The sequence below is a fragment of the Streptomyces sp. SCSIO 30461 genome (genome assembly GCF_037023745.1).
Lineage (GTDB): Bacteria > Actinomycetota > Actinomycetes > Streptomycetales > Streptomycetaceae > Streptomyces.
Map to the genome: position 1 here is coordinate 2,138,151 of NZ_CP146101.1, position 14,217 is coordinate 2,152,367.

12 protein-coding genes and 1 pseudogene are annotated in these 14,217 nt (G+C 70.1%); 9 read left to right on the forward strand and 4 right to left on the reverse strand.

The window, feature by feature from the left end:
* Positions 1 to 68: 68 nt before the first annotated feature.
* Positions 69 to 917 (reverse strand): glutamate ABC transporter substrate-binding protein, encoded by an 849-nt coding sequence (locus V1460_RS09650; RefSeq protein WP_338673326.1) that lies wholly within the window; start codon positions 915 to 917, stop codon positions 69 to 71.
* Between the two features lie 110 nt (positions 918 to 1,027).
* The gene (locus V1460_RS09655) at positions 1,028 to 1,768 is read right to left on the reverse strand and encodes an amino acid ABC transporter ATP-binding protein (RefSeq protein WP_407077601.1); all 741 of its coding nucleotides are present in this window, start codon (positions 1,766 to 1,768) and stop codon (positions 1,028 to 1,030) included.
* 338 nt (positions 1,769 to 2,106) lie between these two features.
* On the opposite strand from V1460_RS09655, the gene V1460_RS09660 reads away from it, so the two are divergent.
* The 3 genes from V1460_RS09660 (at position 2,107) to V1460_RS09670 (ending at position 4,789) form a co-directional block, all read left to right on the forward strand.
* The gene (locus tag V1460_RS09660; RefSeq protein WP_338673328.1) at positions 2,107 to 2,808 is read left to right on the forward strand and encodes a response regulator transcription factor; all 702 of its coding nucleotides are present in this window, start codon (positions 2,107 to 2,109) and stop codon (positions 2,806 to 2,808) included.
* A gap of 14 nt (positions 2,809 to 2,822) precedes the next feature.
* The gene (locus V1460_RS09665) at positions 2,823 to 4,220 is read left to right on the forward strand and encodes a HAMP domain-containing sensor histidine kinase (protein WP_338673329.1); all 1,398 of its coding nucleotides are present in this window, start codon (positions 2,823 to 2,825) and stop codon (positions 4,218 to 4,220) included.
* 137 nt (positions 4,221 to 4,357) lie between these two features.
* Positions 4,358 to 4,789 carry a GNAT family N-acetyltransferase gene (locus tag V1460_RS09670; RefSeq protein ID WP_338673330.1) on the forward strand — a complete coding sequence of 144 codons (432 nt, stop codon included), beginning with the start codon at positions 4,358 to 4,360 and terminating at the stop codon, positions 4,787 to 4,789.
* Between the two features lie 19 nt (positions 4,790 to 4,808).
* On the opposite strand, the gene V1460_RS09675 is transcribed toward V1460_RS09670, so the two are convergent.
* A complete protein-coding gene (locus tag V1460_RS09675; protein WP_338673331.1) occupies positions 4,809 to 5,810 on the reverse strand; it encodes a TAXI family TRAP transporter solute-binding subunit in 1,002 nt (333 codons plus the stop codon).
* An 88-nt stretch (positions 5,811 to 5,898) separates the two neighbouring features.
* Between V1460_RS09675 and miaB the strand changes: the two genes are divergently transcribed.
* Entirely contained in the window at positions 5,899 to 7,416 is a 1,518-nt protein-coding gene (gene miaB / locus V1460_RS09680) for a tRNA (N6-isopentenyl adenosine(37)-C2)-methylthiotransferase MiaB (protein WP_338673332.1), read from the forward strand.
* Between the two features lie 34 nt (positions 7,417 to 7,450).
* Positions 7,451 to 8,233 carry a class III extradiol dioxygenase subunit B-like domain-containing protein gene (locus V1460_RS09685; RefSeq protein WP_338673333.1) on the forward strand — a complete coding sequence of 261 codons (783 nt, stop codon included), beginning with the start codon at positions 7,451 to 7,453 and terminating at the stop codon, positions 8,231 to 8,233.
* Positions 8,234 to 8,410: 177 nt separating this feature from the next.
* On the opposite strand, the gene V1460_RS09690 is transcribed toward V1460_RS09685, so the two are convergent.
* Positions 8,411 to 8,680, reverse strand: a complete 270-nt coding sequence (locus V1460_RS09690; protein ID WP_338673334.1) for an antitoxin — start codon at positions 8,678 to 8,680, stop codon at positions 8,411 to 8,413.
* Between the two features lie 524 nt (positions 8,681 to 9,204).
* Between V1460_RS09690 and miaA the strand changes: the two genes are divergently transcribed.
* The 4 genes and pseudogenes from miaA (at position 9,205) to V1460_RS09710 (ending at position 14,157) form a co-directional block, all read left to right on the forward strand.
* Complete coding sequence (miaA, locus tag V1460_RS09695) at positions 9,205 to 10,146, forward strand: tRNA (adenosine(37)-N6)-dimethylallyltransferase MiaA (RefSeq protein ID WP_338673335.1); 942 nt, start codon at positions 9,205 to 9,207, stop codon at positions 10,144 to 10,146.
* Between the two features lie 107 nt (positions 10,147 to 10,253).
* The gene (locus V1460_RS09700; protein WP_338677986.1) at positions 10,254 to 10,757 is read left to right on the forward strand and encodes a hypothetical protein; all 504 of its coding nucleotides are present in this window, start codon (positions 10,254 to 10,256) and stop codon (positions 10,755 to 10,757) included.
* A gap of 43 nt (positions 10,758 to 10,800) precedes the next feature.
* Positions 10,801 to 11,763 (forward strand): annotated as a pseudogene (gene dapF, locus V1460_RS09705) (diaminopimelate epimerase); the annotation flags it as partial.
* 282 nt (positions 11,764 to 12,045) lie between these two features.
* Complete coding sequence (locus V1460_RS09710; protein WP_338673336.1) at positions 12,046 to 14,157, forward strand: HD domain-containing protein; 2,112 nt, start codon at positions 12,046 to 12,048, stop codon at positions 14,155 to 14,157.
* Positions 14,158 to 14,217: the final 60 nt, after the last annotated feature.

Sequence of the window (14,217 nt, forward strand, 5' to 3'; positions counted from 1 at the left end):
CGTGTGCGTGTGGGATGGGCCGGGCGCGCCGCCGCGCTCAGCGGCGGCGCGCCCTGTCAGCCCCGAAGTCACTTGACGATGTTGCCGATCTTCGGCGCGGGCTCGTTCTTGTAGCCGGCCGGACCGAAGTTGGCGTCCACGGCCTTCTGCCAGGAGCCGTCCGCGACCATCTTCTCGAGCGCCTTGTTGATCTTGTCCTTGAGCTCGGCGTCGCCCTTCTTCAGGCCGATGCCGTAGTTCTCGTTGCTCATCTTGAAGCCGGCGAGCTTGAACTTGCCCTTGAAGGCCTCCTGCGAGGCGTAGCCGGCGAGAATGGAGTCATCGGTGGTGAGCGCGTCGATGACCTTGTTCTCCAGGCCGGTGAGGCACTCGGAGTAGCCGCCGTACTCCTGGAGCTGGGCCTTCGGGGCGAGCTTGTCCTTGACGTTCTGCGCGGAGGTGGAGCCGGTGACCGAGCAGAGCTTCTTGGAGTTCAGGTCCTCGGGCTTGGTGATCGACGTCTCGTCGGCGCGGACCAGGATGTCCTGGTGGGCCAGCAGGTAGGGACCCGCGAAGTCGACCTTCGCCAGACGCTTGTCGTTGATCGAGTAGGAGGCGGCGATGAACTTCACGTCGCCGCGCTCGATGGCGGTCTCACGGTCGGCGCTCTTGGTCTCCTTGAAGACGATGTCGCCCTCTTCGTAACCGAGTTCCTTGGCGACGTACTTGGCCACGTCGACGTCGAAGCCGGTGTACTTGCCGTCCGGGGTCTGCAGGCCGATACCGGGCTGGTCGATCTTGATGCCGATGGTGATCTTGCCGCCCTTGTCTCCGCCGTTCCCGCCGGCGGAGTCCTTCTTGCCGCCGCCGCAGGCGGTGGCCGCGAGGGCGAGCGAGAGGGCGACGGCCGAGGCGGCGGTGACCTTGCGAACGTTCATGGTGACTTCCCTTTGGCTTGAGCGATCTTGAAGCGGTCTGGAGGTGCTGAGGCGACCGGCGATCAGCTGATCGACAACTGAGAACTGAGAACTGGAAACGGTGAAGTTGCTCAGTGGTGCAGGATCTTCGACAGGAAGTCCCTGGCGCGGTCACTGCGCGGGTTGCTGAAGAACTCCTCGGGCGCGGCCTCTTCGACGATCTTGCCGTCGGCCATGAACACCACCCGGTTCGCGGCGGAGCGTGCGAAGCCCATCTCGTGCGTGACGACGACCATGGTCATTCCGTCCCGTGCGAGCTGCTGCATGACCTCGAGCACCTCATTGATCATCTCGGGGTCGAGGGCGGAGGTGGGCTCGTCGAAGAGCATCACCTTCGGATCCATCGCCAACGCCCGGGCGATCGCGACACGCTGCTGCTGGCCACCGGAGAGCTGCGCCGGGTACTTGTCGGCCTGGGTGCCCACACCGACCCGGTCGAGCAGCTGGCGCGCCTTCTGCTCGGCGACCTTCTTGTCCGTCTTGCGGACCTTGGTCTGGCCCAGCATGACGTTCTCCAGCACGGTCTTGTGTGCGAAGAGGTTGAACGACTGGAAGACCATGCCCACGTCGGCGCGTAGCCGGGCGAGCTCCTTGCCCTCCTGGGGCAGCGGTTTCCCGTCGATCGTGATCACACCGGAATCGATCGTCTCCAGGCGGTTGATCGTGCGGCACAGCGTGGACTTGCCGGACCCGGAGGGCCCGATCACGACGACCACCTCGCCGCGCGAGATCGTCAGGTCGATGTCCTGGAGCACGTGCAGCGCGCCGAAGTGCTTGTTGACGTTGCTCAGTACGACCAGGTCGGTTGCCATGGGTGCGGCGTCCTGAACGCCCTTGGTCACTGAAACTCCGCTCATCGGCTTCTTGCTCCGTCCTCCTCGGTTGGAGAGGACCCTAGGCACACCGTCCGACCAGCGTCAGTACATCTGAGCTGAAATTGAGGATAACGATACGGCATCTGCCGGACACTGAGGGTAAACGCAATCATGAATGTCGTACCGGGTGGATAACGGATGGGTCGGAGTGAGGGGTCACCCCTTGACTCACCGGGCGGTGATCAGCGTTCATGCGGTGTACACACGCCAGAGCTAGGACCTGATCCGGACGTCGAGGGATCGGGAGCCGGGCCATGACCACCGGAGGGAGGCCAGTGAGACTTCTGCTCGTAGAGGACGACGACCATGTGGCCGCCGCTCTGTCCGCGGTGCTCGCCCGGCACGGTTTCACCGTCACCCACGCCCGCAACGGCGAGGAGGCGCTCCAGGCCGTGCTGCCGGTGACCGACGGGCGGAAGCCGCCGTTCGGTGTGATCCTGCTCGACCTCGGGCTGCCCGACCAGGACGGCTACCAGGTCTGCGGAAAGCTCAGGAAGCTCACGACCACCCCGGTCATCATGGTCACCGCTCGCTCGGACGTCCGCTCGCGGATCCACGGGCTCAACCTCGGCGCCGACGACTACGTCGTCAAGCCGTACGACACCGGCGAGCTGCTCGCACGCATCCATGCCGTCAGCCGACGAACCGTGTCCGGTGAGGACTCGGCTCCCGCCGCCGATCGCGCCCTGACGCTCGGTCCCGTCACGGTCGAACTCCCCACCCGCCGGGTCAGCGTCGACGGAGAGGTCGTCCAGCTCACCCGCAAGGAGTTCGACCTCCTCGCGCTGCTCGCGCAGCGCCCCGGTGTGGTCTTCCGACGTGAGCAGATCATCAGCGAGGTGTGGCACACGAGTTGGGAGGGCACGGGGCGCACTCTCGAAGTGCATGTGGCCTCGCTGCGCTCCAAGCTCCGGATGCCGGCTCTGATCGAGACCGTGCGCGGCGTCGGGTACCGCCTGGTCGCGCCCGCCGCGTAAGGCCGCAGACCCTCTTGCGTACCCGCCTTCTCCCTCTCCTCATCGTCCTCATGGCGGCCGTGCTGCTCGCCCTCGGCTTCCCGCTCGCCGTGAGCCTCGCAGCGGCAGAGCAGCAGAACGTCGTCGTCGACCGCCTCGACGACACCGCGCGCTTCGCCGCCCAGGCGCAGTTCGTCACGGACGGGGTGCCCCGTCAGGACGAGCGCAGGGAACGCCTCGTGGAGGAGCTGGCCCGCTACCACGACGTGTACGGAATGCGGACCGGGGTCTTCTACCGCAGCGAGGTCGCCATGGCCTGCGCCCCCGAGGCCTGGGGGATACCCGACGAAGGCGAAGGGCGCCGTGCCTTCCGTGAGGCGCTGCTCGGGCGGCGCAGCCATGACCCGCCCCAGGTGTGGCCGTGGCAGGACGAGGCGCGTCTCGTGGTCGCCTCGCCGGTGGTACGCGAAGGCGATGTCGTCGCGGTCGTCGTCACCGACTCTCCCACCGGGCAACTGCGCTCGCGGATCCTGGCCGGATGGCTGGTGATCATCGCCGGGGAGTCGGCGGCGATGCTCGTCGCCGTCGGAGCCGCCGTACGGCTCACCGGCTGGGTGCTGCGACCGGTGCGGGTACTGGACGCCGCCACCCACGACATCGCCACGGGCAGGATGAACTCACGCGTGGCGGCTTCCGGCGGCCCCCCTGAGCTGCGACGGCTGGCACGCTCGTTCAACGAGATGGCGGACAACGTCGAAGAGGTGCTGGAGCAGCAGCGTGCCTTCGTCGCCGACGCCTCCCACCAGCTGCGCAACCCCCTCGCCGCCCTGCTGCTGCGCATCGAACTGCTCGCGCTCGAACTGCCCGAGGGGAACGAGGAGATCGCCTCCGTACGCACCGAGGGCAAGCGGCTCGCCCAGGTGCTCGACGATCTGCTCGACCTCGCGCTCGCGGAACACGCGTCGGCGGACCTCAGGCTGACCGATGTCGGCGCACTGGCCGCCGAGCGGGTCGCCGCCTGGCGACTGCTCGCCGACGAGAAAGGCGTACGGCTCAACTGCGACGGCAGCGCCGTGACAGCCTGGACCGACCCCATCGCGCTCTCCAGCGCGCTCGACGCCGTGATCGACAACGCGGTGAAGTTCACACCCGAAGGCGAGGCGGTCACCGTCGCCGTGTCGGCGGACGGGGAGACCTCCACCATCGTGATCACCGATAGGGGGCCCGGCCTCACCGATGAGGAGCTGGGACGGGTCGGCGACCGCTTCTGGCGCAGCAACCGTCACCAGAACGTGAAGGGCTCCGGCCTCGGACTCTCCATCACCCGCGCACTCCTGGCGGCGGCCGGGGGATCAATCGCCTACGCACACAGCGAACCGCACGGTCTGCGGGTGACGCTCACGGTGCCGCGTACGCCCCCATCGGACCGGTAGCGCGACGCGGCACCCCGGTCGTAGGCGGCTCGTGGTCCGGACGTTCTTGAGCGAGGGGCCGGCCACCGCTGGCAGAGCCACCCCTGTTCACTCGTATTCACTCGCACGCGCGCACGGCGCGGTGTTTGGATGCGCTCATGCACACAGACCGCCTCACCGGCTACGAGATATCCACCGATCCGGCCCGCCTCGACTCCGCGCTGATCCACCGGTGGCTTTCGCAGGACGCGTACTGGGCCATCGGCCGAAGCAGGGAGAAGCAGGACACGGCCATCGCCGGCTCCCTCAACTTCGGCCTCTACGACCGCGCGTCCGGTGCGCAGACCGGCTATGCGCGTGTGGTCACCGACCTGGCCACCTTCGCCTGGCTGTGCGATGTCTACATCGCGCCCGAGGTCCGTGGAAAGGGCCTGGGCAGCGCCCTGGTCACCGCAGTCCGCGACCACCTCGCCCCCTGCGGGCTGCGCCGCGTCATGCTGGCGACCGCCGACGCACACGAGGTGTACGCCAAGATCGGCTTCGAGCCGATGTCGAAGCCGGACAAGTGGATGGTTCTGGGCGAGCAGTGAGCTGCCGCCCGCGTACGACCTACGGTTTGGTCGAGCGGTAGTACCGGCTGGCGCCTTCGTGCAGCGGCAGCGGATCCGTGTAGATGGCCGTCCTGAAGTCCACCAGCTGGGCGGGGTGCACCTCGTGCCCGATCCGGTCCCGGCTGTTGATCACGGTGCGGGTGATGCTCTCGGTCAGCTCCGGGTCGGCGTCCGTGGTGGTGACCAGCAGATTCGTCACCGCGACCGTCTGCACCTGGACGGATCCACCGAGGATGTGCGGATAGGCGTCGGCGGGGATCACGGCCGACCGGTAGTACCGCGTGATGGAGCCCGCGTCCGGCAGCCTGTCGACCAACTTGTCGTCGAGTGGGACCAGCCGGATGGGCAGGCGTTCGGACAGCGACTGCACCGCGCTGGTGGGCAGCCCGCCGGACCAGAAGAAGGCGTCCAACCGCCCGCCTTCCAGCAGGTCCGGCATGGTGTCGATGCCCGCTGAAACGGGCTCGATGCCATCGGCGGGGTCGAGGCCCGCCGCCGTCAGTACCCGCTCGGCTATCAGCCGGACCCCGGAGCCGGGCTGGCCCACACCGACGCGCATGCCGCGCAGGTCTGCGGGGGATTCGACGCGGGAGCCCTGGGGTACCACGAGCTGCACGTAGTCGTCGTACAGCCTTGCGCAGGCACGCAGCCGCTGAGCCCCGGGCCTGGCGTCCCGCTGGTATGTCGCCACGGCGTCCGCGGCGGCGATGGTGTAGTCGGCCTCGCCTGCCGCCACACGAGCGAGGTTCTGCTGCGAACCCTCGCTGACCCGGAGGTCTATCTCGACTTCGGGTAGATCACGGGCCAGCGCGCCCTTGAGCAGCTCGCCGTACCGTTGGTACACGCCGCTCTTCACGCCCGTGCTGAAGGTGAGCCGCCCGCTGGGGGTGCTCTCGCCGAACGGCAGCAGCCACCACAGCAGCAGCCCGGACACCACAGCGAGCGCCGCGGAACCCTGGAGGGCGCGGCGGCGGGTGAGGCGGGGGAACGCTCGGGACATGGTCGCGATCCTGCCAGTTCGCCGCCCATGATGGCCAGGCCGGGCCCGCGCGGCAGAGGGCGTGCCCGGCACCGCCTACTCTTTAGGCATGACCAGCAGCGACCGGAGCCAGGCAGTGGACGTCAAGCGAAGCTACGAGATCCGCACCTACGGGTGTCAGATGAACGTCCACGATTCCGAGCGGCTGTCCGGTTTGCTGGAGGACGCGGGATACGTCCGGGCTTCCGACGGCGCGGGCGAAGGCGAAGCGGACGTGATCGTCTTCAACACCTGCGCGGTGCGGGAGAACGCCGACAACAGGCTGTACGGCAACCTCGGCAGGCTCGCCCCGATGAAGGCATCCCACCCCGGGATGCAGATCGCCGTCGGCGGCTGCCTGGCCCAGAAGGACCGCGACACCATCGTGAAGAAGGCGCCCTGGGTCGACGTCGTCTTCGGCACCCACAACATCGGCAAGCTGCCGGTGCTGCTGGAGCGCGCCCGGCTCATGGAGGAGGCGCAGGTCGAGATCGCCGAGTCGCTCGAGGCGTTCCCCTCCACACTGCCCACGCGCCGTGAGAGCGCCTACGCGGCCTGGGTCTCCATCTCCGTGGGCTGCAACAACACGTGCACGTTCTGCATCGTCCCGGCGCTGCGCGGCAAGGAGAAGGACCGGCGTCCCGGCGACATCCTGGCGGAGGTGGAGGCGCTGGTCGCCGAGGGCGTGTCGGAGATCACCCTGCTCGGGCAGAACGTGAACGCCTACGGCTCCGACATCGGTGACCGTGAGGCGTTCTCCAAGCTGCTGCGCGCCTGCGGCGCCATCGAGGGACTGGAGCGGGTCCGCTTCACCTCGCCGCACCCGCGCGACTTCACCGACGACGTGATCGCGGCCATGGCGGAGACGCCGAACGTGATGCCGCAGCTGCACATGCCGCTCCAGTCGGGCTCCGACACGGTGCTCAAGGCGATGCGCCGCTCGTACCGCCAGGACCGTTTCCTCGGGATCATCGAGAAGGTCCGCGCGGCGATTCCGCACGCCGCGATCTCGACCGACATCATCGTGGGCTTCCCCGGCGAGACCGAGGAGGACTTCGAGGAGACCCTGCACGTCGTGCGTGAGGCACGTTTCGCGCAGGCATTCACCTTCCAGTACTCCAAGCGGCCCGGTACCCCGGCCGCCGACATGGAGGGCCAGATCCCCAAGCAGGTCGTCCAGGCCCGCTACGAGCGGCTGGTCGCGCTCCAGGAGGAGATCTCCTGGGAGGAGAACAAGAAGCAGGTCGGCAGGACCCTCGAGGTCATGGTCGCGGAGGGCGAAGGGCGCAAGGACGGCGCCACCCATCGGCTCTCCGGGCGGGCACCCGACAACCGCCTCGTCCACTTCACCAAGCCGGAGGCCGAGGTGCGGCCCGGTGACGTGGTCACCGTCGGGATCACCTACGCCGCCCCGCACCACCTGCTCGCCGAGGGGCCTACCACCGAGGTGCGCCGTACCCGGGCCGGCGACGCCTGGGAGAAGCGCAACGCCGCCCAGGACCAGCCGGCCGGCGTGATGCTGGGCATCCCGACGATCGGTGTCCCGGCCCCGCTTCCGGCTGCCACAGGTGGCTGCTCCGTCGGCTGACGGACTCAGCGGGGCAGGGGCTAGGCTGCGGATCATGCTGGTCGCCGCTGCCGTCTGCCCCTGTCCTCCGCTTCTGGTACCCGACGTGGCCGCGGGAGCCGCACCCGAACTGGACACGGCCCGGGCCGCTTGCGGGCGGGCACTCGAAGAGCTCGCCGCGGTCCGCCCCGATCGACTGGTGGTCATCGGCCCGGCCGGTCCCGGCGAGGCCGGGACGTACCCCCAGGGCACTCCGGGCTCCTTCGGCGGCTACGGCGTCGACACCGGCGTACGTCTCGGCGGGCCCGGTGGGGGGCGGCTCGGCGAAGACGGTGACGCGCCCGCCGACTCCGAGGCGGCACACGGGCGCCATGGGCGACGGCTTCCGGTGGCCTTGGCCGTCGCCGCGTGGCTGCTCGACCGCGCGGGGTGGGCCGCAGCGCCGGTGGAGGGGCTCGCCGTCGATTCGCTGCTGTCGCCGGAGCTGTGCGCCGAGACGGGCCGCGGGCTCGCCGTGGGTCGGTCGCGTACCGCCTTGCTGGTCATGGGGGACGGCAGCGCCTGCCGGGCCCTGAAGGCCCCCGGGTATCTGGACGAACGCGCCGCCGCGTTCGATGCCGCTGCCGCCCGGGCGCTGGGCACGGCCGATACCGCGGCACTCATGGCGATCGACGCCTCGCTCGCCGGTGAGCTCAAGGCGGTGGGACGCGCGCCCTGGCAGGTGCTCGCCGGCGCCGCCGGTGGCAGCGACCCCGCGGGGCGGCTGCTGTACGAGGACGCCCCCTACGGTGTCGGCTATTTCGTGGCCGCGTGGTCGTGCGCGGCAGAGGCGTCGTAGCTGTCCCGGCACCTTCTTCGGCTCGACGCAGCACGCCGAGGGGCGGACGCGGAGCAACTCCCGCTCCGCGTCCGCCCGCCGTCACGCTCCCGCGCTCGCCGCGCGTTCCCGCTCGGCATCCCGGGCCCTGCCACGCGTCCCCGTCCTGCCGGCGCGCCCCGTGCCGCCCCCGGTCTCTCAGGAAGGCGGCATGTTGCCCGGCGCCTGCGCCTCCGGGTCCGCGTGGCCTTCCTTCTGGGCCAGACGATCCAGCGCCTCCTTGGCCCTGCCGGTGCCCGACGTGATCTTGTCGTGGTACTTGCCCTTGGTCCGGTGATCGACCTTCGCCGCGGCCTTCTCCAGGCCTTGCTCAATCTTGTCGATCTTGTCCTCGTGCTGGTGCGCGAAGTCGGAGACCTTGTCCTTGGCCGGGGCGAGCTTGGCCTTCAGAGTGTCCAGGATGCCCATGGGTCACCTTCGCTCGTGGGTCTGCTTCCGGGCGATCTCGCCGGCTTCGTTGTCGGCGGCCTCATCGGCCGACTGCTGCTTGGGGATCTCCACGCTCTCCCCGGCGGGGGAAGCCTGGGCAGCCGGTCCGGGAACTCCCTCCGATGCGGCGCCATCGGATCCATCGGATGACGACACCCCCGCCGCCTCGCCCTCGCCTCCGGAGCCGAGACCGGACGCGGAGTCGGATGCGGATGCCGAGTCGGGTGCGGCTTCGGCTACCGGAGTGCTGCCTGCGCCCTCCTTGGTTGACGCCTCGGCAGTTCCCCTACCGTTCCGGCGAAACCTGGCAAAAACGCTCATATCTACTCCATAGGGTACTCGTGCGGATGGGATTCCGCGCTGTCCGGGGCGCTCTGCGAAGCCCTGGGGAGCGCCGGCTCTCGAAACCGGCGCGCGAAACCTCGCAACCGGAACGACCCGGCCGAACGTGCCGTCACGTAACTCGTTCGGGGACACGTGGCGAGGTTTGCGAGACTGGGCCGGTGAGAAGTGCAGCAGCACCCGCACCGCGGGTCATCGCCGTCGTCGGTCCCACCGCGGCCGGAAAGTCCGATCTGGGCGTTCACCTGGCACAGCGCCTCGGTGGCGAGGTCATCAACGCCGACTCGATGCAGCTCTACCGTGGAATGGACATCGGCACCGCCAAACTGACCCTCGCGGAGCGGGACGGCGTACCGCACCGTCTCCTCGACATCTGGGAGGTGACGGAGACGGCCAGCGTCGCCGAGTACCAGAAGCTGGCCCGTGCGGAGATCGACCGGCTGCTCGCCGACGGCCGCACGCCCGTCCTCGTCGGCGGCTCCGGGCTGTATGTGCGGGGAACCATCGACGCGCTCGAATTCCCCGGTACCGATCCCGTCGTACGCGCCCGGCTCGAAGCCGAGCTGGAAGAGCGCGGCCCGGGCGTACTGCACGCACGGCTGGCCGCTGCCGACCCGGACGCCGCGCGGGCGATCCTGCCCGGCAACGGACGCCGCATCGTCCGCGCGCTCGAGGTCATCGAGATCACCGGCAAGCCCTTCACCGCCAACCTCCCCAGGCACGAGTCGGTGTACGACACCGTCCAGATCGGCGTGGACGTCGCCCGCCCGGAACTCGACGAGCGGATCACCCTGCGGGTGGACCGTATGTGGGACGCGGGGCTCGTCGACGAGGTGCGCGCCCTGGAGACGCGGGGCCTGCGCGAGGGGCTCACCGCGTCCCGGGCACTCGGCTACCAGCAGGTGCTCGCCGCGCTGACCGGCGAGTGCACCGACGACGAGGCACGGGCCGAGACCGTACGCGCGACCAAGCGTTTCGCGCGCCGTCAGGACTCGTGGTTCCGCCGCGACCCGCGTGTCAACTGGCTCAGTGGCGCGGCCGCGGACCGCGGGGAACTCATGGACCGTGCCCTGGCGTTGGTCGAACGAGCGGTCACAGCCTGATCACGTGATGGCATCGGGACGCGCCGCCCGTCATTCCGACGCCCGGGGTCGTGCCATCATCAAGCATCGATCCACCAGTGGAGTCCGAGTTGGGAGGGCGCGTGGCGATGGAGGCCGGCCCTCGCGAGAGAGACCACGGATTCCGGGACACCCAGGAAGGCGCGGCGCGCCTGAGCCCGGACGGTCCCGAGGATGCGCTGAACCTGGACCCGGATCTGGAGCCGGGGCTTGATCTGCCCGCGGACGACTCGTCGGTCGGAGTCGTGGTCGGCGCCGAGGTCGAGGTCGAGCTCCGTCCGCAGCGCAGACTGCGCATCTGGCAGCTCGCGCCCATCGTGGGTCTGGCCGCGGTCGGCTCGCTGATGTTCGCCTTCCCGCTCGCCTTCGGCTCGGGCGACGGCGGCGCCGTCGTCGCGATGCTGGGCCTGCTGATCAGCGGCTGCGCCGCGGGCTGGAGCCTGATGGCGGCACGCCGGGTCGGCTACACCTGGCCCGGGCTCCCGGCGCGCGGCTCCGGTGAGCGGCCCGACTGGCGGGCGATCGCGCTGTACACCGCCGTCACCGCAGCGCTGGTGGTGCTGGCGGTGTGGCGGGTGGCCAGACTCCGCTGAACCGGCCGAGCCCGGGTCACGGATCGAAGGACGACCCCCTTCCATGAACCGCCGGAGCGAGATCCGGCCGCCGTACGCCGCGCCGTATCCGGACCGTACGATTGAGACCGTGACCTCAGCTCAGACCACCGCGAGCACGGCGTCGCCCGCCTTCCTGAAGGGCCACGGCGCAGAGAACGACTTCGTGATCGTCCCCGATCCCGATGGCGTCATCGACCTGTCCCCGGCCGCCGTCGCCCGGCTGTGCGACCGACGGGCCGGGATCGGCGGGGACGGGGTGCTGCGGGTGGTGAGGTCGGCCGCCCATCCCGAGGCCCGCTCGATGGCCGACCGGGCAGAGTGGTTCATGGACTACCGCAACGGCGACGGGTCGGTCGCCGAGATGTGCGGCAACGGTGTGCGGGTGTTCGCCCGCTACCTGGAGCACGCGGGTCTGGTCGGCGCGGGAGACCTGGCGATCGCCACCCGCTCGGGAGTCAAGCAGGTGCACATCGCCAAGCCCGCGCCGGGCGGCAGCGCCCCGGGAGACATCACGGTCATGATGGGCCGTGCCCGCTTCCCGGAGGACGAGGCCGCGGTCACCGTGGGCGGCCGCACCTGGCCTTCGCGCAATGTGAACATGGGCAACCCGCACGCGGTGGTGTTCGTCGAGGATCTCGACCACGCGGGCGAACTGCGCTCCACGCCGGTCCACGCGCCCTCGTCGGTCTACCCCGACGGGGTGAACATCGAGTTCGTCGTGGACCGCGGGCCCCGTCATGTGGCGATGCGCGTCCATGAGCGCGGTGCGGGTGAGACCCGTGCCTGCGGTACCGGGGCGTGCGCGGTCGCCGTGGCCGCGGCGCGGCGCGACGGCGCCGACCCGTCCGCGACCGGCGTCCCCGTCACGTACACCGTCGACCTGCTCGGCGGCACCCTGACGATCACGGAGCGCCCGGACGGTGAGATCGAGATGACCGGCCCCGCGGTGATCGTGGCCGAGGGCCGGATCGCACCTGCCCTGCTGGCCTGGCCGGCCACTGATCCGCGGCCGGTCGGACCACTGACCGGAGGCCGACCGGGCCGCCGTGAACCTCCCCGCGACGGGAACCCCCGTCCGTTCGATGACGATGAGCGAGGCGGAGCGGCGCAAACGGGCGTCGCCCCGAGCTTCGCTCGAATGGGTGATCCGTTTCACGCTGAGCGAGAGCGGGACTCCGCCACGTGGTGGGCTCGGTAGCATCAAGCACCGGCCCGGCGGGCAAGCCTGCCCGTCCCACCGCCGGTCGACGCTGCCGGAGGTGCCGCCATGAGCGCAGAGGCCCCGAAACCCGACGCTCCCAGTCGCCGGCGCGGCCGACCCAGGCTCGACCTCCGTCGGCTGGGCCGTGCCGCGCTGCTCGGGCCGACCGCGCGGGACCGGCTGCCCGACGCCATCAGCCATGTCGCCGAGGCGCACCGCGCGCATCACTCCGACGCCGATCTCGCCGTTCTGCGCAAGGCGTACGTGCTCGCCGAGTCATCGCACCGCGGCCAGTTCCGCAAGAGCGGCGAGCCGTACATCACGCATCCGCTGGCCGTCACCCTGATTCTCGCCGAACTAGGCGCGGAAACCACGACGTTGACCGCTTCCCTGCTCCACGACACCGTCGAGGACACCGATCTGACGCTGGAGCAGGTGCGCGCCGAGTTCGGCGACGAGGTCTGCTATCTCGTGGACGGAGTCACCAAACTGGAGAAGGTCGACTATGGTGCGGCGGCCGAACCAGAGACCTTCCGCAAGATGCTCGTGGCCACCGGCAACGACGTGCGGGTCATGTCGATCAAACTGGCCGACCGGCTGCACAACATGCGCACCCTGGGCGTGATGCGCCCCGAGAAACAGGCCCGCATCGCACGGGTGACGAGGGATGTGCTCATCCCGCTCGCGGAGCGCCTCGGCGTGCAGGCCCTCAAGTCCGAGCTGGAGGACCTGGTGTTCGCCATCCTCCACCCCGACGAGTACGAGCGCACTCGCTCGCTCATCGAGGGCGACGGCGACGCCTGCGACGCACTGGACGTGATCGCCGTGCGCGTGCGGGCCGTGCTGCGCGAAGCAGGGATCCCCTCCGAAGTGCTGATCCGGCCGCGGCACTTCGTCTCCGTGCACCGCATCCGCCTCAAACGCGGCGAACTGCGTGGCACGGACTTCGGACGGCTCCTCGTGCTCGTCGCGGAGGACGCCGACTGCTATGCCGTGCTGGGTGAGCTGCACACCTGTTTCACCCCGCTGATCTCGGAGTTCAAGGACTTCATCGCCGCCCCCAAGTTCAACCTCTACCAGTCGCTGCACACCGCGGTCGCGGGGCCCGAGGGCTCGGTCGCCGAAGTCCTCATCCGCACCCACCAGATGCACAGGGTCGCCGAGGCCGGTGTCATCGCCCTCGGAAACCCCTACGCGGCGGCGACCGAGTGCACCGATTCCGCTGCGGCACCCGGTACCACCGGCGCGCTTGAGACCGGCGACCCGCAGCAACCCGACGGGGAGCGCGCCGACCCGACCCGCCCCGGCTGGCTGTCCCGGCTGCTGGCCTGGCAGGAGTCAGCACCCGACCCCGACACCTTCTGGACCTCCCTCCAGGCCGAACTGGCCGAGGACCGGGAGATCACCGTCTTCCGCACCGACGGCGGCACCCTCGGTCTGCCGGCGGGCGCGAGTTGCGTGGACGGCGCTTACGCGCAATACGGCGAGGCGGCACACGCCTGTATCGGAGCCCGGGTCAACGGTCGCCTCGTGACACTCGGCACCGAACTGGGCGATGGCGACACCGTGCAGCTGCTGCTCGCCCAGGACGGTGCCTCCGGGCCGTCATCCGACTGGCTCGACCACGCGCGCACCCCCGCCGCGCGGATCGCGATCAGCAAGTGGCTGGCCGAACACCCCGGTGTGGGCAAGCCCACCGCTTCCACCGCCCGTCCGCCCGGGGCCCTCAGCGGAGGGCGTCGCGCCGCGGCGAACGCGGTCACCGATCTGCCCGACGCGCCCGTACGTCTCGCGGGCTGCTGCACACCCGTACCCCCCGACGCGGTCACCGGCTTCCCGGTACGCGGCGGCACCGTGACCGTCCACCGGGCCGAGTGCCCCGCCGTGGCCCGGATGCGGGCGCTCGGACGGGAACCGGTCGGCGTGCGCTGGGGCGATGCGTCGGAGTGCCGGGTCACCCTCGTCGTCGAATCGTTCGGCAGGACCCGGCTGCTGGCCGACCTCACCGAGGTCATCGCCACCGCCGACGCGGCCATCGTCTCAGCGGCCGTCGAACCACCGAGTGAACAGCGCGTCCGGCACACGTACACGCTCCAGCTGCCGGACTCGGCCGGGCTCCCCGCCCTGATCCGTGCCATGCGCGATGTCGCGGGGGTCTACGACGTGAGCCGGGTCTGACACCGGCCCGCCGCCGTGGTGCCCGCCGCGTGCGACAAAGCCCGTTCGAGTGGGCAGGGA